Here is a 22,884-nt window from a genome sequence, read left to right on the forward strand (position 1 = left end):
CTGCTCAGCTGTTCGCCCGCACGATCTCCTCCTGGTACGGCGCGACGACGCCGGGCGACACGACGAGGTCGAGCAGCAGGAACGGGCGCTCCGCGGCGGGCCGCGCGGCCCAGTCGGCGAGGGCGTCGAGGTCGTCGAGCGTCCGCACGGTCACGCCGTGCGCCCCGACCGCGGTCGCGAGCCCCGCGAAGTCGACCGCGGGGATGAGCATGGGCTCGCGCACCAGGCCCTTGCGCCCGTAGACGTGCACCTCGGCGCCGTACGCGGCGTCGTTCCACACGACGGCCATCCCGCGCCCGCCCGCGACGCGCACGGCGGACTCCAGGTCGGCCAGCGCCATGAGCCCGCCCCCGTCGCCCGACGTGAGGACGACCGTGGCGTCGGGCCGGGCGAGCGCCGCGCCGACCACGCTCGGGAAGCCGAGCCCGATCGACTGGAACGCGGTGCCGACCATGATCATGCGGTCGGGCGACGCGACCGGCCAGTACATGTTGGCCCACGCGATGAAGTGGCCCCCGTCGGAGACGACCACGCGGTCGGCGGGCAGGAGCGCCGCGATGCGCGCGGCCGCGGAGCGCGGGTCGAGACGCCCGTCGGGCGCGACACCGGTGCCCGCCTCGTGCACGCGCGCGGCGGCGACGTCGACCGACTCGCGCCACCCGCTCGCCGGCACGCCCAGCGCGCCCAGCGCGTCCAGGACGGCGGCTGCGACGGTCGCCGCGTCGCCCCGGACGAACCCCCCGACGTGCGGGTGCGTCGCCGCGGGCGCGACGTCCACCTGGAGCACGCGGGTGCCGGGCGCGAACAGCTCGCCGAACCGCATCGTGAACTGGTTGAGCGACGCGCCGACGACGACCACGACGTCCGCCTCCCGCACGAGCGCCATCGCACCGCGCGCGCCGAACCCACCCGCCACGCCCAGGTCGAACTCGGGCCGGGGGAAGACGCCTTGGCCCAGCGCGGTCGTGACCGTGAGCGCACCCGTCGCGTCCGCGATCTTCCCGAGCACGTCGCCCGCACCCGAGAGCCACGCGCCCCGCCCCGCCATCAGCAGCGGACGTCGCGCCGACGCCAGCGCGGCCGCGACGTCCCGCACCGTCGCCTCCGCGAACGGGCCGCGCGGCGCGAGCGGACCCGGCAGCCGCGGTCCCGGCACGTCGGGGACCGGACCCGCGTCGAGCGTCGCGACGTCGTAGGGGATCGCCAGCACCGTCGGGACGCGGTACGTCAGGGCGTGCTCGACCGCGATCGCCGTCGTCGCCGCCGCGTCGGCGCGTCCCACGGTGTACGTGCGGGCACCGACGGCCGACGCCATCGCGATCTGGTCGACGTCCCACGGGCGCGGCCCCGACGTCGGCTCGTCGCCCACCACCAGCACGAGCGGCACGTGCGCCTGCACCGCCTCGGCCAGGGCCGTCAGCGTGTTCGTGAACCCCGCGCCGTACGTCGTCGTCGCGGCCGCGAGGCGCCCCGACGCGCGGTGGTGCGCGTCTGCCGCGACGACCGCCCCCGACTCGTGCCGCACCGGCGTGAACGTCGCCGACGTCTGCCGCGCGAGCGCGTCGAGGAAGTGCGCGTTGCCGTTGCCCATGACGCCGAACACGTGGTCCACGTGCGCGGCGAGGGTGACCGCGGCGTGCGCGGAGACCGACGGCATCGCTGACCTCCTCGTCGAGCACCGGACCCACACCGTCGTGGGGCCGTCCGCTCGGCACTCTATCCGCCGCCGTATACGATCCGCACGAGGGAGGTCCGCGCGACCGACCGGCGCACGACGCCTCCCACCGCCTCGACAACGACGTCCGGGGGAGTCGCACCATGCAGTTCCACCACCACGGCTACGTCTCGGGCGACCCCCGGGTCCAGCCCGCGGCCGGCGTCGGCCTCGACCGCCCCGACGACCTGCCCGACGAGGTCGACGTCCTCGTCGTCGGCACCGGACCCGCCGGCATGATCGCCGCCGCCCAGCTCTCCCAGTTCCCCGACGTCACCACCCGCATCGTCGACCGCCGCCCCGGACGCCTCGCCATCGGCCAGGCCGACGGCATCCAGGCCCGCAGCGTCGAGACCTTCCAGGCGTTCGGCTTCGCCGGCCGCATCGCCGAGGAGGCCTACCGCATCACCGAGATGTGCTTCTGGCACCCCGACCCCGCCGACCCCACCCGCATCGTCCGCGGCGAACGACCGCCCGACGACCCCTCGGGCATCAGCGAGTTCCCGCACCTCATCGTCAACCAGGCCCGCGTCCTCGACCACTTCGCCGAGTTCATGACGAACGCCCCCACCCGCATGCGCCCCGACTACGGCTACGCCTTCCGCGACCTGCACGTTGCCGACCACGGCGACCACCCCGTCACCGTGCACCTCACCCGCACCACCGGCGACGACGCCGGCACCGACAAGACCGTCCGCGCGCGCTACGTCCTCGGCGCCGACGGCGCCCACAGCGACGTCCGCCGCGCCATCGGCTGCGTCCCCCGCGGCGACAGCGCCTTCCACGCCTGGGGCGTCATGGACGTCCTCGCCGTCACCGACTTCCCCGACATCCGCCTCAAGTGCGCCATCCAGTCCGGCACCGGCGGCAGCATCCTGCTCATCCCGCGCGAGGGCGGGCACCTGTTCCGCATGTACGTCGACCTCGGCGAGGTCCACCCCGACACCCGCGACGCCGTCCGCGCCACCACGATCGACCAGATCGTCGACCACGCCAACACCATCCTGCGGCCCTACACCCTCGACGTCCGCTCCGTCGCCTGGCACAGCGTCTACGAGGTCGGCCACCGCGTCACCGACCGCTTCGACGACGTCCCCCTCGACCAGCGCGGCACCCGCACCCCGCGCGTCTTCATCGCCGGCGACGCCTGCCACACCCACAGCGCCAAGGCCGGCCAGGGCATGAACGTCTCCATGCAGGACGGCTTCAACCTCGCCTGGAAGCTCGGCCACGTCCTGTCCGGCCGCAGCCCCGAGACCCTCCTCGCCACCTACTCCGCCGAACGCCAGGTCATCGCCCAGAACCTCATCGACTTCGACCGCGAGTGGTCCTCCCTCATGGCCCGCAGACCCGAGGAGCTCGACCCCGGCGAGCTCGCCGCCTTCTACGTCCGCACCACCGAGTTCCTCTTCGGCTTCATGACCGAGTACCCGCCGTCGATGCTCGTCGCGGACCCCACGCACCAGCACCTCGCCACCGGCTTCCCCCTCGGCAAGCGCTTCAAGTCCGCGCCCGTCGTCCGCGTCGCCGACGCCAACCCGCTGCACCTCGGCCACCAGCACCGCGCCGACGGCCGCTGGCGCGTCTACGCCTTCGCCGACCGGCCCGCCGCGGGGGAGCGGTCCGCGCTCGCGGACTGGGCCGAGTGGATGACGACGTCGCCCGGCTCACCCGTCCTCGCGCACGCACGCGAGGGCGACGCGCTCGACGCGCTGCTCGACGTCAAGGTCGTCTACCAGCAGCGCCACGTCGACGTCGACGTCACGCGCGTGCCCGCGCTGTTCCTGCCCCGCACCGGCCCGTTCGACCTCGTCGACTACGAGAAGGTGTTCGCCGCGGACCCCGGCGAGGACGTCTTCGAGCGGCGCGGCGTCGACCGGGACGGCTGCGTCGTCGTCGTCCGCCCCGACCAGTACGTCGCGGCCGTCCTCCCGCTCGACGCGACCGCGGACCTCGCGGCGTTCTTCCGGCAGCACCTGCTCGTGCCGGCGCGCGAGCCCGTCGACTGACCACTCCGGGTGGTCCGCGGCGGGCCGACGCGGGCGGACGGCACGCCGACCCGCCGCGCGGGGCACGTCACACGCGCGCGGCCTCGCGGGCGAGGCGAGCGGGCGTCTCGTCGTCGAACTCCGCGAAGAAACCCCCGACCCGGTCCGTCAGCTCGCCCATGCCGTCGCACGCGAACAGGACCGGCTGGTAGTGGCTGATGTCGTACGCGAGCGTCGCCATCTGGTGGAAGTCCACCGGCCGGATGTCCGCGCCGCGGAACTCCTCGATCTCCCCGTACGACGACAGCAGGCCGGCCCCGTAGGCGCGCAGCTCGCCGCCCTCGTCCATCACGCCGAACTCGATCGTGAACCAGAAGACGTCCGCCACGTACTGCAGACCCTCGGGCGTCTCGCACCGTCGCGCGGCCTCGCCCGCACGCCGCTTGACCTCGGCGATCGCCGGGTTCGCGAGGAGATTGCAGTGCCCGACGACCTCGTGGAGGATGTCCGGCTCCGGCGTGTAGAGCGGCTGCGACGCGTGCCGCAGGTACTGCGTCGAGTGGAAGACCCCGTCCGCGAGCGACCCGTAGAACACGTCGAGCGGCACGAGCCCGGCGGCCGGGTGCAGCCGGAACCCGCTGAGCGGCATCAGCCCGGCGCTCACCTCGTCGAGCTGCGGCACGTGGTCCGTCGGCAGCCCGAGCGCCTCCTTGCCCTCGAGGTAACCGCGGATCGCGAGCCGCTCGTGCTTCGGCGCGAGCTCCCGGCACACCGTCTCCCAGATCCGGTTCTCGGTGTCCGTGTACTCCACGCGCGGCACGGGATCGCCGGGCCGCCACGCGAGCGCCGGCGCCGCGATCTCGTCGCGTCGTCGCCGGTACTCCTCGTCCTTCGCGCCGGGGTGGTCGTCCGCGAGGTGAACCCTGGCCTTGCCGTCCTCGTCCGCGGTGACGGGGGCGTACAGCTGGCCCTCTTCGAACATGCGACCCGTTCTACGCCGAACCCCGCGCCGACGCATCCCCCGGTCGTGCGCTCCGGCCGCGCCGGTCCCCGTGCGAGGTGCGTCGCCGGCGTCGCTAGCGTGGCGTGATGCCCCCGACGATCCGTCCCTACGCGCCCGACGACGCGCAGGCCACCCTCGACGTGTTCCTCGCCGCGATCCGCGTCACCGCGGCCGCGGACTACACGCCGGAGCAGCTCGCCGCCTGGGCGCCCGACGACGTCGACCTCACGGCCTGGGCGCACCGCCGGGCCGCGCGGCGCACGGTCGTCGCGGAGGTCGACGGGCGCGTCGTCGGCTTCACCGACGTCGACCCGGACGGATACGTCGACATGATGTTCGTCGACCCCGCGGTCGGCCGCACGGGCGTCGCCTCGGCGCTCCTCGCATGGGCGTACGACGCGGCCGTCCGCGACGGTGCGTCCACGCTGACGACCCACGCGAGCCTCACCGCGCGCCCCTTCTTCGAGGCGCACGGCTTCGTCGTCACGGCGGAGCAGCAGCCGGTCCGGCGCGGGGTGACGTTGACGAACTTCGCCATGTCCCGCCGCCTGCCCTGACACCTCGTCGGTGGTCGAGCGGTGCCCCGAGTGGGATTCGAACCCACACTGGATCGGGTTTGAGCCGAACGCCTCTGCCGGTTGGGCTATCGGGGCCAGGCCGTCAGGATAGACGCGAACCGGACCCGCCCGACCGTGGGTCACCAGCACGCGGACACCGCCGCGGCGCACGGGTCGACCGCGTCGCCGCCCACGACGCACCGCCCCCGTGAGCACCGCCGCCGACGCGCCCACCTGCTGCGGCGTACGTCACAGCACCGGTTGCCCGCAACCCGCCCACCCACGGCGACTACGCTGTGCACCGTGACCACGGACGAGACCCCCGAGCCCACCGAGGCGACCCCCCTCGACCTGCCGAGCGCGGCCCCGGCGGCGGAGCCGGCCCCCGAGCCCGCGAGCAGCACCACGGGACGCCCGGCGCGCCGCGCGGTCGTCGCCGAGGACGAGGCCCTCATCCGCATGGACGTCGTCGAGACGCTCCGCGACGCGGGCTTCGACGTCGTCGGCGAGGCCGGTGACGGCGAGCAGGCGGTCGCCCTCGCGACCGAGCTCAAGCCCGACGTCGTCGTCATGGACGTGAAGATGCCCGTCCTCGACGGCATCTCCGCGGCCGAGCGCATCGGCAAGGCGCACCTCGCGCCCGTCGTGCTCCTCACCGCGTTCTCGCAGACCGAGCTCGTCGAGCGCGCGCGCGACGCCGGTGCGATGGCGTACGTCGTCAAGCCGTTCAGCCCGGCCGACCTGCTGCCCGCGGTCGAGATCGCCATCTCGCGGTACGCGCAGATCAGCGCCCTCGAGTCCGAGGTCGCCGACCTGGCCGAGCGGTTCGAGACCCGCAAGCGCGTGGACCGCGCGAAGGGCCTGCTCATGACCAAGATGGGCCTCACCGAGCCCGAGTCGTTCCGCTGGATCCAGAAGACGTCGATGGACCGCCGCCTCACCATGCGCGAGGTCGCCGACGCCGTCATCGAGCAGGTCGGCGGCGGGGCGTCCTGACGCCCGCCCCACGGTCACGAGGCCGGTCGAGCATCACGCTCGACCGGCCTCACTTTTGTCACAACTCTGCAACAAACATGCCCTGAGACAGAGACATTCACATCCCGGATACAAAGACTGGTTACCTTCGCGCCACACTGCACCGGTCCCCACCAGGGATCGGCGGGACGCAGTACTCGACAAGAGGGGTACCACGCATGATTCGTTCGACACACGCAGTCAGGGCCGCAGCCCTGGCGGGCGCTGCCGCGCTGATCCTCGCCGCGTGCAGCGGCGGGGACGGCGACAGCGGCGACGACGCGACCGACGGCGGCTCCGACTCGGCCGCCGCGCTCAAGATCGGCACGCTGCTGCCGCAGACCGGCTCGCTCGCGCAGCTCGGCCCGCCCGAGATCGCCGGCGTCGACCTCGCGGTCAAGGACATCAACGAAGCAGGCGGGGTCCTCGGCTCGGACGTCGAGGCCGTGCACACCGACTCCTCGGACGCCGAGCACGCCGAGGTCGCCACCCAGTCGGTGCAGGACCTCATCAGCCAGGACGTCTCGGTCATCGTCGGTGCCGCGTCCTCCTCGGTGACGCGCAACGTCATCGACGACATCACCGGCGCCAAGATCGTGCAGATCTCGCCCGCCAACACGGCGACGGACCTGTCCGGGACGAACGACTTCTACTTCCGCACCGCCCCGCCGGACACCGTCCAGGGCTCCGCGCTCGCCAACCTGATCCTCGGTGACGGCGCCGTGAACCCCGGCATCCTCGTCTTCAACGACGACTACGGCACGTCGCTGCGCGACGTCGTCGAGAAGGTCGTCACGGACTCGGGCGCGACCCTCGCGTACGGCTCCGCCGGCCAGGAGTTCGACCCGAACGAGACGAACTACACCTCGATCGTCAGCAACGCGCTGGCGGCCGGGCCGGACGCGATCGCGATCATCGCGTTCACCACGCAGACGCCGCTCATCATCAGCGAGCTGGCCGCGCAGGGCTACGACATGTCGAAGGTCTACTTCGTCGACGGCAACCTCACGCAGTTCGGCGAGGAGTTCCAGGCCGGCCTGCTCGAGGGCGCCCAGGGCACCCTGCCCGGTGCGTTCCCGAGCGAGGAGTTCCAGGCCCGGCTCGCCGAGGTCAACGACTCGCTGAGCGACTACTCGTACGCCGCCGAGTCGTACGACGCCACGATCCTCGCCGCGCTCGCCGCGGTGAAGGGCGGCGACACCGACGGTGAGACCATCCAGGCCAACCTGGCCGCGGTCTCGGGTGCCGACGGTGGCGAGAAGTGCGACACGTTCGCCGACTGCGTCAAGCTGCTCGACGACGGCAAGGACATCGACTACGAGGCCGTCTCGGGCGTCGGTCCGTTCAACGCGGACAACGACCCGTCCTCCGCGTACATCGGTGTGTACACGTTCGGTGCGGACAACAAGTACACGTTCACGAAGTCGGAGTTCGGCGAGGTCGGCTGAACGCAGACGTGACGGGCGCGCGCCCGTCGGACGTGACCGAGGGGTCGGTGCGGCACCAGCCGCGCCGGCCCCTCGGGCGTTCCCGGCGGGCCCGTACCTCCGGAGCGCCGCCCGCGGGTGCGGAGGGCCGTGGCGTGCCCCGAGCACGTCCGGCAGGGCGTCTCTGCGGCGCCGACGTCCCGCGGGGGCGTCCCGTCGTCCCCTCCGGCCACGTCCGTGAGCTGTCAGGTGCCTCAAGGGCGCGCAGCGGGGACCGGCTCACGCGGGCAGCGCGACGTCCAGGACGAGGGCGCGGTGGTCGGACAGGCCGGTGTCGACCGAGACGGCCGGCCGGGACACGTGCAGCGGCCCGTCGGCGAGCACGTGGTCGAGTTGGCGCTCGGGGACGCCCACGGGGTAGGTCGGGACGGTCGCGAGCGGCCGCATGCCCGTCGCGCGCTGCGGGCGGTCCGGCTCGAGGTTGAGGTCGCCCATGAGGACGAGCGGGCGGGGGAGCGGCTGCACCTGCCCCACCAGGTGCCGCAGCTGTCGGACGTTCCAGCCGGGGATGAACGTGAGGTGCGTCGCGACCACGGTCAGTGTGAACGCGGGCCCGTCGACGACCGCGGCGAGCGCCGCGCGCGGCTCGTCCCGCACGAGCGTCGGCCACCGTTCCCCGGGCCACCGCACGGGTGCGCGGCGACGCAGCGTCGGGAGCGTCAGGACGCGCCACTCGCGGACCGGGTGCCGGCTCAGCAGCGCGATGCCGTACCGCGCGGCTGACGGCTCGCGGTCGCCGGTCGCCGCCGTCCAGAGGCCGGGCTCGCCGTGCAGCGTCGCGACGAACCGGTGGTGCGGCGCGCCCATCGCGTCAGCCGCCACGACGGTGAGGTCGGCGCCGTGCGACCGGGGCTGGTCACGGTCGACCTCCTGGAGGGCGAGCACGTCCGCGTCGAGGCCGCGCACCGCGGCGGCGAACCGGTCGAGGTCCACCTCGCCGTCGACGGTGGAGCGGCCGTGCAGGATGTTGAAGGTCGCGAGTCGCACCCTCGCGATTCTCGTCGTCGACCTGCGGGTCTGCGCGGCGGGATGAAGGATGGCCCGATGACGGTGCAGGGAGCCCTCGAGAACCCGCCGGACGACCGCACGGCGCTGCAGGACGGCCTGCGGCTCGTCGCGGTCGCGCTCACGGACGCGCAGATCCCGTTCGCACTCGTCGGCGGGTACGCCGCGTGGGCGCGCGGCGCGCCCGAGCCGAGCCACGACGCGGACTTCGCGGTGCCGGAGGAGGACGTGGAGCGCGCGAAGGCGGCGATCGCCGCGGCGGGCCTGGTCGTCGAGCAGCCCGCCGAGAACTGGCTGTTCAAGGCGTTCCACCACGGGCAGCTCGTGGACGTGCTGTTCCGCATGGTGGGCGAGCCCGTCACGCGCGAGCTGCTCGAGCACAGCGACGAGCTCGAGGTTCTCGCGGTGCGCATGCCGGTGCTGGGCGCGACGCAGATCGTGTCGACGAAGATGCGGGTGCTGGGAGAGCACGCGTGCGACTTCGGCCGCCTGCTCGCGATCGTGCGGGCGCTGCGCGAGCAGATCGACTGGGACGTCGTGCGCGACGACGTGCGCGACCACCCGTACGGGAAGGCGTTCCTGTTCCTCGCGGACGAGCTCGGCATCACGGGGCGCCCGCACAGGGAGGTCCGGGTCGAGCCGGGTCGGACCGGCACCGCGTCGGCCGACGCCCCCTGACGGGGCGAACCGGCAGGCGGGGCCGGCAGCGACGGGCACGGACGCCTGACGGCCCGCGGGAGGCGTCCCGCGGGCCGTCAGGGCCGTCCACGTCCGTCAGGCGCCCGCCGGCGGCGTGCCCGTCTCGTCGGGCCGGCGTGCGGCACTCTCGACGTCGGTCGCGAGCGTGCCGAGGTACAGCTGGATGACCTTCGGGTCGTGCATGAGGTCCCGGCCGGGCCCGGAGTAGGCGTTGCGGCCCTGGTCGAGCACGTAGCCGCGGTCGCAGATCTGCAGCGCACGGCGCGCGTTCTGCTCGACGATGACCACGGACACACCCGCCTTGTTGATGCGCCGCGTCCGCAGGAACGTCTCGTCCTGCTTGACGGGGGACAGGCCCGCCGACGGCTCGTCGAGCAGCAGGACGGTCGGCTCCATCATGAGCGCGCGCGCCATCGCGACCATCTGCCGCTCGCCGCCCGACAGGGACCCCGCCCGCTGCTTGCGGCGTTCGCCCAGGGTCGGGAACAGGTCGGCCACGAAGGCGAACCGCTCGTTGAACTTGCGGGGCGCCTGGTAGGCCCCCATCTGCAGGTTCTCCTCGATCGTGAGCGAGGGGAACACGTTGTTCGTCTGCGGCACGAACCCGACGCCGCGTCGCACCAGGTGGTCCGCGCGCAGGTTCGTGATCGCCTCGCCGCCGAGCGTGACCGAACCCGAGCGGACGGGCACGAGCCCGAACAAGGACTTGAGCAGCGTCGACTTGCCCGCGCCGTTCGGCCCGATGATGCCGACGAGCTCCCCGGGGTGCAGCACGAGGTTGCACCCGTTGAGGATGTCGACGCCCGGCAGGTACCCGGCGACGAGGTCCGTCGCTGCGAGCAGCGGCTCGCCGGGAGGCGCACCGCGGTGCAGCGCGGCCCGGTCGCCGACGGCGACCGCCGTGTCGGCGGGGGCGGCGTCGTGGTCGTCCCGGGTGACGGCGTCCATCGCGTCGCTCATCGCGACCCCTCCTCGTCCTCGGCCCGGAGCTGCTCGAGCACGGCGTCGTCGAGGAGCGCGTCGTCCCCGAGGTCGGTGTCGTGGTGCGCGCCGAGGTAGGCGTCGATCACGGCGGGGTTCTGCATGACGGACTCCGGCGGCCCCTCGGCGACGATGCGGCCCTCCGTCATCACGATCACCCAGTCGGAGATGTGCCGCACCATGTGCATGTCGTGCTCGACGAACAGCACGGTCGTGCCGTCGTCGCGCAGCGCCTGGATGTGCCCCAGCAGCGACTGCGTGAGCGCCGGGTTCACGCCGGCCATCGGCTCGTCGAGCATGATCATCCGCGGCTTCGCCATGAGCGCGCGCGCCATCTCGAGCAGCTTGCGCTGGCCGCCCGACAGGCTGCCGGCGAAGTCGTCGCGCTTGGTGTCGAGCTTGAACCGCGCGAGGAGCTCCTCGGCCTGCGCCGTGATCTCCTGCTCGCGACCGCGCCACAGCGGCGCGACGAGCGCGGCGAACAGGTTCTCGCCGGGTTGCTGCGTGGCGCCGAGCCGCATGTTCTCGATGACGGTCATGCGGTTGAGCGCCTTGGTCAGCTGGAACGTGCGGACCATGCCGGCCCGCGCGACGCGGGCGGCCGGGACGCCGCCGAGCGACTTCCCGTCGAACGTCCAGCGCCCGCTGTTGGGCTTGTCGAAGCCCGTGAGCAGGTTGAACAGGGTCGTCTTGCCGGCGCCGTTCGGTCCGATGAGGGCCGTGATGGCACCGCGCTGGACCTCGACGTGGTCGACGTCGACGGCGTTGACGCCGCCGAAGTGCCGGCGGACGTCGTCCGCGACGAGGATCGGGTCGGGCTTGCGTGCGCCGGGCTCGTGCGGCACGTCGCGCAGCGCGGCGACCGCGGCGTCGCGGGCAGCGGTCGAGGGCGCGGCGGTGGAGGGCACGGCGGCAGGAGGCTCAGTGGGCATTGATCGCGAGCTCCTTCTTGTCGCCGAGGATGCCTTGTGGCCGGAAGATGATCAGCAGCATCAGCGTGACGCCGACGATGATCCAGCCGAACTGCTCGATCTGCTCGTTGCGCAGGACCGTCGTCGGGACGACCTCGCGCATCGTGATCTTGATGAACGCGAGCACGGCCCAGAAGATGAGGGAGCCGAGCACGGGACCGAACACGGTCGCGGCGCCGCCGAGCAGCAGGATCGTCCAGACGAAGAACGTCATGGAGCGCCCCATCGAGTCGGGTTGGACGGCGCGTGGCAGGACGTACAGGATGCCTGCGATCGCACCGATCACGCCGCCGAGCACGAGCGACTGCATCTTGTAGCTGTAGACGTTCTTGCCGAGCGAGCGCACCGCGTCCTCGTCCTCGCGGATGCCCTTGAGCACGCGACCCCACGGCGAGCGGATGAGCAGCCACACGAGGAGGCAGGCGAGCAGCACCACGGCCCAGCCGACGAGGCGCAGCCACCAGCTGTTCGACGCGTTGACCGCGTACTCGAACGGCCCGATCGCCCAGTTCCCGTCGGGGAACGGTGAGGCGTCCTGGAACGTGTGCTTGTACTGGTTGCCGCGCAGGCCGCTCGACGCGCCCGTCAGGTCCGTGAGGGCCGTCGAGCGTCCGACGAGGCGCACGATCTCGGCGGCGGCGATCGTGACGATCGCGAGGTAGTCGCCGCGGAGCTTCAGCGTGGGGATGCCGAGGATGAGCGCGAACACGGTCGCGGCGGCGATGGCGACGAGCACCGCGGCCCACAGCGGCCAGCCGGCGATCGTGGCGATCGCGAAGCCGTACGCGCCGAGGAGCATGAAGCCCGCCTGGCCCATGTTGAGCAGGCCGGTGAGGCCGAAGTGGATGTTGAGGCCGATCGCGGCGAGCGCGTACGCGGCGGTCGTCGGCGCGAAGAACTCGCCGACGACGATCGGGAGGATGCGTGACCAGTCCATGGTGTGTCTCCGTTATCCGACGCGCGTCGCGCGGCCGAGGATGCCCTGCGGCCGTACCAGCAGGACGAGGATGAGGATCACGAGCGCCGACGCGTAGCGCATGTCGGTCGGGATCCAGAGGCTCGACAGCTCGACGACGAGGCCGATGACGATCGATCCGGCGAGCGCCCCGAACGCGGCACCGAGGCCGCCGAGGGTGACGGCCGCGAACATGAGCAGCAGCATCGCGCCGCCCGAGTACCACGACGTCGCGCCGAAGTAGAGGCCGACGAGCACGCCGCCGAGCGCCGCGAGCCCCGCACCGATGACCCACACGAGGCGGATCGTCCGGTTGACGGAGATGCCGGACGCGGCGGACAGGGCCGGGTTGTCGGAGACGGCGCGCGTGGCGCGCCCGGCCCGGGTCCGCAGCAGGAAGTACGCGACCCCCGCCAGCGCGACGACCGCGATGAGCATCGACCACAGCGTCGTCACGGTGAGGCGTACGGGCCCGAGCGTCACGGACGTCGGGGTCTCGGTGACGATGCGCAGCGGACCGGCCCCGAAGAAGAACTGGTACACGTACGAGATCGCCATCGACAGGCCGATCGTCACGATCATCTGCTGGATCATGCCGACGCCGCGCCGGCGCAGCGGGCGCCACAGGACCGCGTCCTGCAGCCACCCGGACGCCGCACCGAGGACCACCGCGATGATCGCCGAGGGGATCAGCGGGAGCCCGACGAGCTGCGTGCCGACGTACGCGAGGATGCCGCCGAGCGACACCTGCTCGCCGTGCGCGAAGTTGCTCAGGCCCGTCGTGCCGTAGATGAGCGAGAGGCCCACGCTCGCGAGCGCGAGCAGCGTGCCGAACACCAGCCCGTTGACGGTGAGCTGCGCGACGCGGGACGCGGTGATGCCGCCGCCGCCGGTCGAGGACGACTGCGTGCCGCCGTCGTCGGTGCCCGGGGTGGGCGTCGGGCCGTCGCTGGGCTCGTCACCGCCTCCGGACCCGCCCGCGGCGGGCTCGCCGAGCGGGAACAGGGCCGCTGCGGACGCGCCGAGGCCGACCTGCACCGTGCGCGGGTTGTTCCCGGGCTGGCGCAGCACCTCGCCCGCGGGGATCGTGGCGACGTCGAGCGTGACGACGTACTCGCCGGGCTCCGTGACGGGGATGGACCAGCGGCCCGTGGCGTCGGACGTCGCGGTGAGCTCGCCGGCGGGGCCGACGGCCTGCACGACGGCGCCCGTGACGGGGTCGCCCGTCGACGTGCGCAGCGTGCCGACGATGCAGCCGGTGGTCGCGTCGGCCACGCAGGCCTGCGCCGCGGCCACGACGGGCGCGGCGGCCCGCGCGGGCGGCGCGACCAGGAGCATCGCCGCGGCGACGAGGAGCAGGAGCAGGGGGGCGGCGGTTCGCCGGGCTTGCAGCAAGAGGGCGCTGCGGTCCAGTGCGCGTGATCGCACCTGGGACCTCCGTCCAGTTCGGGTCGTGCGCGAGCAGTGGCTCGGCGGCGCTGTCGAGCGTGCGTCGTCCAGCCGGGTGGCAGGACGATAGGGAGGGATTGTGTCTTGTTCATTACGTGAACGCGAGAGCCGGTGCCGATCGAGTGATCCGTGTCGCGGCGGACCTGGGCGTCCGTCCAGGTCCGACTTCACCCGGGACCTCCGGGGACTAGGCAGGTGGCGACCCCCTGCGCCATGATCGGTTCCGGTGCCGCCTGGGCAGGACGGTACCGCCCGACCGGATCCCCTCGTCCCGTCTGGAGGCTCGCCGCCGTGCGCCCAGGAACCGACGTCCGTGCCGCCTGCCCGGACGACCTCGAGGATCTCGTCGCCGTCTGCCTGGCGGCGCGACGCGAGGCCGCCGTGGGCGCGCAGCTGTGCACCGACGACGCCGACCGCCTCCGCGACCAGCTGGGTGCGCTCCGAGGCGCACCCGGCGGGCTCGTCCTCCTCGGCTCCGTCGACGGCGTCCCGAGCGGGCTGCTCCTGGCGCGCGTCGTCGGCCCCGGACCGTTCACCGACGTCGTCAGCATGAACCTCGAGGCCGTCTACGTCCTGCCCGACGCGCGCCGCCGCGGCCTCGGCCACGCGCTGCTCGCCGAGGCGGTCGCGCACGCCGAGCAGGTCGGGGCGACCGAGCTCTACGCGCTCCCGCTGCCCGGCGCGCGCGGCATGCAGCGGTTCCTGGCCCGACTCGGCTTCGCACCCGCCGCCGCGCACCGCGTCGTCACGACCTCCGCCCTGCAGCGGCGCCTCGCGCACGACCTCGCGCCCGCCACGCACACGGGGGTGCCGCGCCGCGCGGGATCCCGCGGGATCGAGGACCTCATCGCGCGCCGCCGCCAGGGTCGTATCCGCGCGACCGGGTTCGTCGAGCCCGTGCCGTCCGTCCCGACGCCCCGGGTCGACGCGGCGGCTCAGCGCCGCGCGTCGATCAGCATGCAGGTCACCCTCGCCGTGCAGAGCCGCCGGCCGTCCTCGTCCTCGACGACGACCTCGTAGCTCGCGAGGCTCGACCCGAGGTGCAGCGCGGTCGCCGCACCGGTCACCACGCCCGAACGGGCCGACCGGTGGTGCGTCGCGTTGATCTCGATGCCCACCGCCGCCCGCCCTGCACCCGCGTGCACCTGGGCCGCGTAGGACGCGAGCGTCTCCGCCAGGACGGCCGACGCGCCGCCGTGCAGCAGCCCGTACGGCTGCGTGTTCCCCTCCACGGGCATCGAGCCGACCGTGCGGTCCGCGGACAGCTCGAGCACCTCGATCCCCATCCGCTCGAGCAGGGTCCCGGTGACGGGCGGCATCGCGGCGAGCGCGTCGGTGGTGTCGGACATGGCAGATAGGTTGGCACCCGTGAGCGACGCACAGCCAGCCGCCCTGTCCACGACCGCCCCGGCCGCACCCGCCGGGCCCGCGCGGCTCCTGCTCATCGACGGGCACTCGATGGCCTACCGCGCGTTCTTCGCGCTCCCCGTCGACAAGTTCGCGACCTCCACCGGCGACCCGACCAACGCCGTCTTCGGGTTCACCTCGATGCTCGCCAACCTCCTGCGCGACGAGGAGCCCACGCACGTCGCCGTCGCGTTCGACCTCGGCCGCACGACCTTCCGCACCCAGCAGTACGAGGCGTACAAGGGCAACCGCGACGCCACGCCCGAGCCGTTCCGCGGTCAGGTCGACGTCATCCGCCGCGTGCTCGACACCATGCACATCCCCGTCATCACCAAGCCCGACTACGAGGCCGACGACGTCCTCGCGACGCTCTCGCGGCAGGCCCGCGCGCAGGGCATGCAGGTCCTCGTCATCACCGGCGACCGCGACGCGTTCCAGCTCGTCAACGACGACGTCACCGTGCTCTACCCCGTCAAGGGCGTCTCCGAGCTCGCGCGCATGACCCCCGCCGCGGTCGAGGCGAAGTACGGCGTCCCGCCCGAGCGCTACCCGGACCTCGCTGCCCTCGTCGGCGAGTCGAGCGACAACCTGCCGGGCATCCCCGGCGTCGGTCCCAAGACCGCCGCCAAGTGGATCGGCCAGTTCGACGGCCTCGAGGGCATCCTCGACAACGCCGACAAGGTCACCGGCAAGGCCGGCGAGGCACTGCGCGACAACCTCGACCAGGTCCGCCTCAACCGCCAGCTCAACCGCCTCGTCGACGACCTCGAGCTCCCGCTCGGCCCCGAGGACCTCGCCGCCCGCCCCTGGGACCGCCACGCCCTCCACACCATCCTCGACGAGCTCGAGTTCCGCACCCTGCGCGACCGCCTCTTCGCGATGCTCCCCGACGAGAGCGAGAAGCCCGCCGCCGTCGCCGCCGCAGCCCTGGACCTCGCCGTCCTGGGCGCCGGCGACCTCGCGGAGTGGCTCGCCGGACGCGCCGACCGGATGCTCGGCCTCGACGTCCGCGGCTCGGGCGCACCCGCCGGCGGCGACGCGTGGGGCGTCGCGCTGGCCGACGACGCCGGCCAGGCCGCCGCGTTCGACCTCGCCGAGATCGACCCCGCCGACGAGACCGCGCTCGCCGCGTGGCTCGCCGACGCCGACCGTCCCAAGGTCGTGCACGCCGCGAAGGAGGCGTGGCACGCGCTGCGCGGCCGTGGCCTCACGCTCGCGGGCGTCACGTTCGACACCGAGCTCGCCGCGTACCTGTGCCAGCCGGACCGGCGCGCGTACGACCTCGCGGACCTCGCGATCGGGTACCTGCGGCGTGAGCTCGGTGCGCAGGAGGCGGAGGTCGGCGGCCAGGGCGCCCTCGACCTCGAGCTCGACGGCACCGACGAGGGCCGCCGCGCCGCGGTGCGTGCTTCCGCGGTGCGCGACCTCGCCGACGTCCTCGCGGGCGACCTCGCCGACCGGGGGGCGGAGCGACTGCTCCACGAGCTCGAGCTGCCGCTCGTCGACGTGCTGGCGCGCATGGAGCGGACGGGCATCGCGACCGACCAGCCGTACCTGTCGTCGCTCGAGAAGTCGTTCGACGGCCAGGTGCAGGGCGCCGCGGCCGACGCGTACGCGGTGATCGGCCGCGAGGTGAACCTCGGCTCGCCGAAGCAGCTCCAGGAGGTGCTGTTCGACCAGCTCGGCATGCCGAAGACCAAGCGGATCAAGACGGGGTACACGACCGACGCCGCGTCGCTCACCGACCTGTTCGCGCGCACGCAGCACCCGTTCCTCGAGCACCTGCTCGCGCACCGCGACGCGATCCGGCTGCGCCAGACGGTCGAGGGCCTGCTGCGGTCGGTCGCGCCGGACGGTCGCATCCACACGACGTTCCAGCAGACGATCGCCGCGACGGGACGCCTGTCGTCGGCGGACCCGAACCTGCAGAACATCCCGATCCGCACCGAGGCGGGCCGGCAGATCCGTCGGGCGTTCGTGGTCGGCGAGGGCTACGAGACGCTGCTGACGGCGGACTACTCGCAGATCGAGATGCGGATCATGGCGCACCTCTCGGGCGACGAGGGCCTCATCGAGGCGTTCCGGTCGGGCGAGGACCTGCACTCGTACGTCGGGTCGCGCGTGTTCGGCGTGCCGACCGACGAGGTCACGTCGGCGATGCGGTCGAAGATCAAGGCGATGAGCTACGGCCTCGCGTACGGGCTGTCGTCCTACGGGCTGTCGCAGCAGCTGTCGATCGAGGTGTCCGAGGCCGCGGGGCTCATGCAGGACTACTTCGCGCGGTTCGGCGGCGTGCGCGACTACCTCACGGGCGTCGTCGACGTCGCGCGCACGACGGGCTACACCGAGACGATCCTGGGCCGCCGCCGGTACCTGCCGGACCTCACGAGCGACAACCGGCAGCGCCGCGAGGCGGCCGAGCGCATGGCGCTGAACGCGCCGATCCAGGGGAGCGCCGCGGACCTCATCAAGGTGTCGATGCTCGGCGTCGACCGCGAGCTGACCCGGCGCGGGCTCGCGTCGCGCATGCTCCTGCAGGTGCACGACGAGCTCGTGCTCGAGGTCGCGGCGGGGGAGCGCGACGAGGTCGAGGCACTCGTGCGCGAGCAGATGGCCGCGGCGGGTGACGCCGCGAAGGACGAACCGCTGGACGTCCCGCTCGACGTCAGCGTCGGCGTGGGCGGCAGCTGGCACGACGCGGGCCACTGACCCGCCGCCGCCAGCCACGCGCCCCGGGCCGCCCGACGACACCCGTCGCGGGCGGCCCTCGCGTTCCCCGGACGAGGGTTTCGGTCGACTTTCGACGATCCAGACGAAAACACCGCTAGTGGACGGGCGTGATCTGGGCCACAGTAAGCGCCTGTGGCAACGCCGCCACGTCCGACGTCCCCCGGGAGGCGCGCATGACCGACACGTTCAGCGACACCCCAGAGACCGACTACCAACGCGTCCAGCGCAGCGCCGAGTTCCAGGCGCTGCGCCGTCGCTTCCGCAACTTCGTGTTCCCGATGACGGCCCTGTTCCTCGTCTGGTACTTCCTCTACGTCCTGCTCTCCACGTACGCGCACGACTTCATGGGCACGCGCGTGTGGGGCAACATCACGGTCGGCCTGCTGTTCGGGCTCGGCCAGTTCGTCTCGACGTTCGCGATCACGATGATCTATGCGCGCTGGGCGAACAACCGTCAGGACGCCGTGGCCGAGCGCCTGCGCCGGCACATCGAGGAAGGCACGCTCGACAGCGGTGAGGTCGCATGAGCGCCGTCGTCCGCACGGCGACCGAGCAGGTCGGCGAGCCGATCGTCAACATCGCGATCTTCGGTGCCTTCGTCCTGGTGACGCTGGTCATCGTGTTCCGCGCGTCGCGCAACAACCGCACGGCCGCCGACTACTACGCGGCCGGTCGCTCGTTCACCGGTCCGCAGAACGGCACGGCGATCGCCGGCGACTACCTGTCCGCGGCGTCGTTCCTCGGCATCTGCGGGGCGATCGCGATCAACGGCTACGACGGGTTCCTCTACTCGATCGGGTTCCTCGTCGCGTGGCTCGTCGCGCTCCTGCTGGTCGCGGAGCTGCTGCGCAACACGGGCCGGTTCACGATGGCCGACGTCCTGTCGTTCCGGCTGCGTCAGCGTCCGGTCCGGATGGCGGCGGCCCTGTCGACCCTCGCGGTGGTGTTCTTCTACCTGCTCGCGCAGATGGCCGGCGCGGGCGGCCTCGTCGCGCTCCTGCTGGGCATCGACGACCGCGCCGCGCAGGGGGTCGTCATCGCCGTCGTGGGTGCGCTGATGATCCTCTACGTGCTCGTCGGCGGCATGAAGGGCACCACGTGGGTGCAGATCATCAAGGCGGTGCTGCTCATCGCGGGCGCCGGCGTGATGACGCTGTGGGTGCTGTCGAAGTACGGGTTCAACCTGTCCGACCTGCTGCAGGGCGCGATCGACCAGGCGGGCGAGGGCGGTGAGGCGCTCATCGAGCCGGGCAAGCAGTACGGCGCGAGCGCGATGAGCCAGCTCAACTTCGTGTCGCTGGCCCTCGCGCTGGTGCTCGGCACGGCGGGTCTGCCGCACGTCCTCATGCGCTTCTACACGGTGCCGTCGGCCAAGGAGGCCCGACGGTCCGTCGTGTGGGCGATCTGGCTCATCGGCATCTTCTACCTGTTCACGCTCGTCCTCGGGTACGGCGCGGGAGCGCTCGTGGGCCCGGAGACGATCACGTCCGCACCGGGCGGCGTGAACTCGGCGGCGCCGCTGCTCGCGTACGAGCTCGGCGGCACGATCCTGCTCGGCATCATCTCGGCGGTCGCGTTCGCGACGATCCTCGCCGTGGTCGCCGGGCTCACGATCACCGCCGCGGCGTCGTTCGCGCACGACATCTACGCCAACTGGCTCAAGCGCGGCGAGGTCAAGCCCGACGGCGAGGTCCGCGTCGCGCGGATCACGGTCGTGGTCATCGGCATCCTCGCGATCATCGGCGGCATCTTCGCCAACGGCCAGAACGTCGCGTTCCTCGTCGCGCTCGCGTTCGCGGTCGCGGCCAGCGCGAACCTCCCGACGATCCTCTACTCGCTGTTCTGGAAGAGGTTCAACACGGCGGGCGCGCTGTGGAGCATGTACGGCGGCCTGATCTCGTGCATCCTGCTCATCGTCATCTCGCCGGTCGTGTCGGGCAAGGTCGACCCGAAGACGGGGGCGAGCCTGTCGATGATCCGCGACACGAGCATCGACTTCCACCTCATCCCGCTCGAGAACCCGGGGATCATCTCGATCCCGCTCGCGTTCCTCCTCGGGATCCTCGGGACGCTGCTCAGCAAGGAGAAGCCGCACCCCGAGAAGTTCGCCGAGATGGAGGTCCGCTCCCTCACGGGTGCGGGTGCCGAGAAGGCGACGGTGCACTGACCGACGTCGGCCCGGGGTCGCGGCGCGTCCGCACCCCGGGCCGTCGTGCGCCGTCCGGCGCGAGGGCCGGTCCGCCGGGACGCGCGGGCACCGGCCGGGCGCGGAGGGTCAGCGCAGGCGCGTGACGAAGATCGCCGTGCCGGGCAGGCGGGCGCCGCGCACGGGTCCCCAACCGCCCCAGACGCGCTCGTGCCCCGCGGGCCACTCGGGTTCGACGAGCCGCTCGAGCACGAACCCCGCGCCGGTCAGATCGGCGACGTGGTCGCCGACCGTGCGGTGGTACTCGGCGTACAGGACGCGGCCCGACTCGCCGGTCTCGACGTACGGCCGGCGGTCGAAGTACGAGCGCGTCGCCGTGAGCCCGTGCGCGGACGGGTCGTCCGGGAACGCCCACCGCAGCGGGTGCGTCACGGCGAACACCCACCGCCCGGCGGGCCGCAGGACGCGCGCGACCTCGGCGTGGACCCGCTGCGCGTCCGGGACGAACGGGATCGCGCCGAAGGCCGTGAACGCGACGTCGAAGGAGTCCGCCGCGAAGGGCAGCGCGCGGGCGTCCGCCTGCACGAGCGGCGTGCGCGTGCCCTGCGCCGCGTCGTACCGCAACCCGCCCGCGAGCATCCCGTGCGACACGTCGGTCGCGACGACGTGCGCACCGCGCGTGCCCAGCCACCGCGCGCACTGGGCCGCACCGGCGCCGACCTCGAGGACGCGCCGACCGGTCACGTCGCCGAGCAGCCCGGCGTCCTCCTCGCGCAGGCCCTCCGGGCACCACACGAAGTCGGCAGGCCCCAGGAACGCGCCGTGCTCGTCCAGGTACTCCTCGGCGTTGGCGTCCCACCACCCGCGTCCCGCGGCCCCACCCTCGGCGTCGGGGACCTCGCGGTAGCCGGCGTCGGCGAGCGGGTCGGGCTCGGCCGGGTTGTAATTTCCAGACATGTCGCTAGTGTCGCCCGCGACCAGTGAACGTACTGGCACGTAACGAGCAGGTACTCCCGCGTAACAACGTGGTCACGTGGGCCGCCTAGCCTCTGGGCCGTTCCGGCGCCCGGCGTGCCGGTACCCCGTCGACGAAGGGTGGTCGTGGTGAAGTCCTGGAAGCTGGTGGCCGTCTCGACGGTCGGAGCACTCGCGCTCACGGCGTGCGCCGCGAGCGATCGTGACTCCGACGGAGGCTCGACCGACGGCGCGAGCGGCGGTGGACGCGACACGTTCATCTTCGCCGCGTCCTCCGACCCGGCGGGGCTCGACCCCGCCTTCGCGAACGACGGCGAGTCGTTCCGTGTCGCCCGGCAGATCTTCGAAGGTCTCGTGGGCACCGAGCCGGGCACCGCCGACCCGGCCCCGCTGCTCGCCGAGTCGTGGGAGGTGAGCGACGACGGCCTGGAGTACACCTTCCAGCTCAAGGAGGGCGTGAAGTTCCAGGACGGCACCGACTTCGACGGCGACGCGGTGTGCTTCAACTTCGACCGGTGGAACAACTTCACCGGCGTGCTGCAGTCCGAGTCGCTGTCGTACTACTGGCAGAAGGTCAACGGCGGCTTCGCGACGAGCGACGTCGAGGCCCTCAACGGCACCGGCAAGTACGAGAGCTGCGAGGCGCCCGACGCGTCGACCGCGGTCGTCCACCTCAAGAGCCCGCTGCCCGAGCTCATCTCGGCGCTGTCGCTCCCGTCGTTCTCGATGCAGTCGCCCACGGCGCTCGAGGAGTACGACGCCGACAACGTCACCGGTGAGGGCGACGCACCCGTCCTGCCCGAGTACGCGAACGCGCACCCCACGGGCACGGGCCCCTACGAGTTCGACTCCTGGAGCCCGGGCGAGGAGGTCGTGCTCGTCGCGAACGAGGACTACTGGGGCGAGCAGGGCCAGATCAAGCGGATCGTCTTCCCGATCATCTCCGACGCCACCGCGCGGCGGCAGGCCCTCCAGGCCGGCGACATCGACGGGTACGACCTCGTCGGTCCCGCGGACGTCGAGGCCCTCAAGAGCGACGGCTTCCAGATCGTCAACCGCGAGCCGTTCAACATCCTGTACCTCGCGATGAACCAGGCGAAGCCCGAGCTCGCGGACCTGCGCGTCCGGCAGGCCATCGCGTACGCGATCAACAAGGAGGCGCTCGTCGCCCAGACGCTCCCCGAGGGCACCGAGGTCGCGACGAACTTCGTCCCGCCGTCGGTCTCCGGCTGGAACGCCGACGTCGAGACGTACGACTACGACCCGGACAAGGCCAAGGCGCTGCTCGCCGAGGCCGGCCAGTCGAACCTCACGCTCGACTTCAACTACCCGACCAACGTCTCGCGGCCGTACATGCCGACGCCCGAGCAGGTCTTCACGGCGATCAAGGCGGACCTCGAGGCCGTCGGCATCACCGTCAACGCCGTGCCGGACCCGTGGAACCCGGAGTACCTGGACAAGATCCAGGGCACCCCGGACCACGGCCTGCACCTGCTCGGATGGACCGGCGACTACAACGACACCTACAACTTCATCGGGGTCTTCTTCGGCGGACCCTCGAACGAGTGGGGCTTCGACAACCCCGCGATCTTCCAGGCGATCAACGACGCCCGGTACGTCGCGGACATCGACGAGCAGAAGGCCGCGTACGAGGCCGCGAACGCCGAGCTCCTGGAGTTCCTGCCCGGCATCCCGCTCGCGCACCCGGTCCCGTCCCTCGCGTTCAAGGACGACGTCAAGGGCTACCCGGCCTCGCCGGTCCAGGACGAGGTCTACAACGTGATCACGCTCGGCGACTGAGAG

At 72.5% G+C, this 22,884-nt stretch carries 19 protein-coding genes and 1 tRNA gene; 10 read left to right on the forward strand and 10 right to left on the reverse strand.

The window, feature by feature from the left end:
- Positions 1-4: 4 nt before the first annotated feature.
- A complete protein-coding gene (locus tag GXP71_RS06030; protein WP_162351920.1) occupies positions 5-1,657 on the reverse strand; it encodes a thiamine pyrophosphate-binding protein in 1,653 nt (550 codons plus the stop codon).
- 161 nt (positions 1,658-1,818) lie between these two features.
- On the opposite strand from GXP71_RS06030, the gene GXP71_RS06035 reads away from it, so the two are divergent.
- Positions 1,819-3,723: an FAD-binding monooxygenase gene (locus GXP71_RS06035; RefSeq protein ID WP_162351921.1), complete on the forward strand. Its 1,905-nt coding sequence runs from the start codon at positions 1,819-1,821 to the stop codon at positions 3,721-3,723.
- 67 nt (positions 3,724-3,790) lie between these two features.
- Here the strand turns inward: GXP71_RS06035 and GXP71_RS06040 are convergent, their stop codons facing one another.
- Positions 3,791-4,684 carry a phenylalanine 4-monooxygenase gene (locus GXP71_RS06040; protein WP_162351922.1) on the reverse strand — a complete coding sequence of 298 codons (894 nt, stop codon included), beginning with the start codon at positions 4,682-4,684 and terminating at the stop codon, positions 3,791-3,793.
- Positions 4,685-4,791: 107 nt separating this feature from the next.
- On the opposite strand from GXP71_RS06040, the gene GXP71_RS06045 reads away from it, so the two are divergent.
- Positions 4,792-5,262, forward strand: a complete 471-nt coding sequence (locus GXP71_RS06045) for a GNAT family N-acetyltransferase (RefSeq protein ID WP_162351923.1) — start codon at positions 4,792-4,794, stop codon at positions 5,260-5,262.
- Positions 5,263-5,284: 22 nt separating this feature from the next.
- Here GXP71_RS06045 and GXP71_RS06050 read toward each other — a convergent pair.
- Positions 5,285-5,358 (reverse strand) — tRNA-Leu (locus GXP71_RS06050).
- Positions 5,359-5,565: 207 nt separating this feature from the next.
- Here GXP71_RS06050 and GXP71_RS06055 point away from each other — a divergent pair.
- The gene (locus tag GXP71_RS06055) at positions 5,566-6,258 is read left to right on the forward strand and encodes an ANTAR domain-containing response regulator (RefSeq protein ID WP_124342085.1); all 693 of its coding nucleotides are present in this window, start codon (positions 5,566-5,568) and stop codon (positions 6,256-6,258) included.
- A 197-nt stretch (positions 6,259-6,455) separates the two neighbouring features.
- Positions 6,456-7,724 carry an ABC transporter substrate-binding protein gene (locus GXP71_RS06060; RefSeq protein ID WP_124342084.1) on the forward strand — a complete coding sequence of 423 codons (1,269 nt, stop codon included), beginning with the start codon at positions 6,456-6,458 and terminating at the stop codon, positions 7,722-7,724.
- 258 nt (positions 7,725-7,982) lie between these two features.
- Here GXP71_RS06060 and GXP71_RS06065 read toward each other — a convergent pair whose 3' ends face one another.
- Positions 7,983-8,750, reverse strand: coding sequence for an endonuclease/exonuclease/phosphatase family protein (locus GXP71_RS06065; RefSeq protein ID WP_124342083.1), 768 nt, complete (start codon positions 8,748-8,750; stop codon positions 7,983-7,985).
- Between the two features lie 57 nt (positions 8,751-8,807).
- Between GXP71_RS06065 and GXP71_RS06070 the strand changes: the two genes are divergently transcribed.
- Positions 8,808-9,446, forward strand: coding sequence for a nucleotidyltransferase family protein (locus GXP71_RS06070; protein WP_162351924.1), 639 nt, complete (start codon positions 8,808-8,810; stop codon positions 9,444-9,446).
- A 96-nt stretch (positions 9,447-9,542) separates the two neighbouring features.
- On the opposite strand, the gene GXP71_RS06075 is transcribed toward GXP71_RS06070, so the two are convergent.
- The 4 genes from GXP71_RS06075 to GXP71_RS06090 are packed head-to-tail and all read right to left on the reverse strand — an operon-like array spanning position 9,543 to position 13,802.
- Positions 9,543-10,427, reverse strand: a complete 885-nt coding sequence (locus tag GXP71_RS06075; RefSeq protein ID WP_238402655.1) for an ABC transporter ATP-binding protein — start codon at positions 10,425-10,427, stop codon at positions 9,543-9,545.
- On the reverse strand, positions 10,424-11,380 hold the full coding sequence (locus GXP71_RS06080; RefSeq protein WP_238402656.1) for an ABC transporter ATP-binding protein: 957 nt from the start codon (positions 11,378-11,380) through the stop codon (positions 10,424-10,426). The genes GXP71_RS06075 and GXP71_RS06080 overlap by 4 nt, the downstream gene beginning before the upstream one ends.
- The gene (locus GXP71_RS06085; RefSeq protein ID WP_162351925.1) at positions 11,370-12,356 is read right to left on the reverse strand and encodes a branched-chain amino acid ABC transporter permease; all 987 of its coding nucleotides are present in this window, start codon (positions 12,354-12,356) and stop codon (positions 11,370-11,372) included. The genes GXP71_RS06080 and GXP71_RS06085 overlap by 11 nt, the downstream gene beginning before the upstream one ends.
- A gap of 12 nt (positions 12,357-12,368) precedes the next feature.
- The gene (locus GXP71_RS06090) at positions 12,369-13,802 is read right to left on the reverse strand and encodes a branched-chain amino acid ABC transporter permease (protein ID WP_162351926.1); all 1,434 of its coding nucleotides are present in this window, start codon (positions 13,800-13,802) and stop codon (positions 12,369-12,371) included.
- A 312-nt stretch (positions 13,803-14,114) separates the two neighbouring features.
- Between GXP71_RS06090 and GXP71_RS06095 the strand changes: the two genes are divergently transcribed.
- On the forward strand, positions 14,115-14,843 hold the full coding sequence (locus GXP71_RS06095) for a GNAT family N-acetyltransferase (RefSeq protein WP_238402657.1): 729 nt from the start codon (positions 14,115-14,117) through the stop codon (positions 14,841-14,843).
- Here GXP71_RS06095 and GXP71_RS06100 read toward each other — a convergent pair.
- Positions 14,759-15,172 (reverse strand): PaaI family thioesterase, encoded by a 414-nt coding sequence (locus GXP71_RS06100; protein WP_162351928.1) that lies wholly within the window; start codon positions 15,170-15,172, stop codon positions 14,759-14,761. The genes GXP71_RS06095 and GXP71_RS06100 overlap by 85 nt on opposite strands.
- On the opposite strand from GXP71_RS06100, the gene polA reads away from it, so the two are divergent.
- From polA to GXP71_RS06115, 3 genes are all read left to right on the forward strand, one after another.
- Positions 15,171-17,939 carry a DNA polymerase I gene (gene polA / locus GXP71_RS06105; RefSeq protein ID WP_370520988.1) on the forward strand — a complete coding sequence of 923 codons (2,769 nt, stop codon included), beginning with the start codon at positions 15,171-15,173 and terminating at the stop codon, positions 17,937-17,939. The genes GXP71_RS06100 and polA overlap by 2 nt on opposite strands.
- Before the next feature lie 194 nt (positions 17,940-18,133).
- Positions 18,134-18,487 carry a DUF485 domain-containing protein gene (locus GXP71_RS06110; protein ID WP_162351929.1) on the forward strand — a complete coding sequence of 118 codons (354 nt, stop codon included), beginning with the start codon at positions 18,134-18,136 and terminating at the stop codon, positions 18,485-18,487.
- Positions 18,484-20,127, forward strand: coding sequence for a cation acetate symporter (locus tag GXP71_RS06115; RefSeq protein ID WP_124341749.1), 1,644 nt, complete (start codon positions 18,484-18,486; stop codon positions 20,125-20,127). The genes GXP71_RS06110 and GXP71_RS06115 overlap by 4 nt, the downstream gene beginning before the upstream one ends.
- Positions 20,128-20,235: 108 nt before the next feature.
- Here GXP71_RS06115 and GXP71_RS06120 read toward each other — a convergent pair whose 3' ends face one another.
- On the reverse strand, positions 20,236-21,063 hold the full coding sequence (locus tag GXP71_RS06120) for a class I SAM-dependent methyltransferase (protein ID WP_162351930.1): 828 nt from the start codon (positions 21,061-21,063) through the stop codon (positions 20,236-20,238).
- A gap of 147 nt (positions 21,064-21,210) precedes the next feature.
- Here GXP71_RS06120 and GXP71_RS06125 point away from each other — a divergent pair, with 147 nt between their 5' ends.
- Complete coding sequence (locus tag GXP71_RS06125; protein ID WP_162351931.1) at positions 21,211-22,881, forward strand: ABC transporter substrate-binding protein; 1,671 nt, start codon at positions 21,211-21,213, stop codon at positions 22,879-22,881.
- The last annotated feature ends 3 nt before the right edge of the window (positions 22,882-22,884 follow it).

This window comes from Cellulomonas sp. H30R-01 (assembly GCF_010119915.1).
Lineage (GTDB): Bacteria > Actinomycetota > Actinomycetes > Actinomycetales > Cellulomonadaceae > Cellulomonas > Cellulomonas algicola.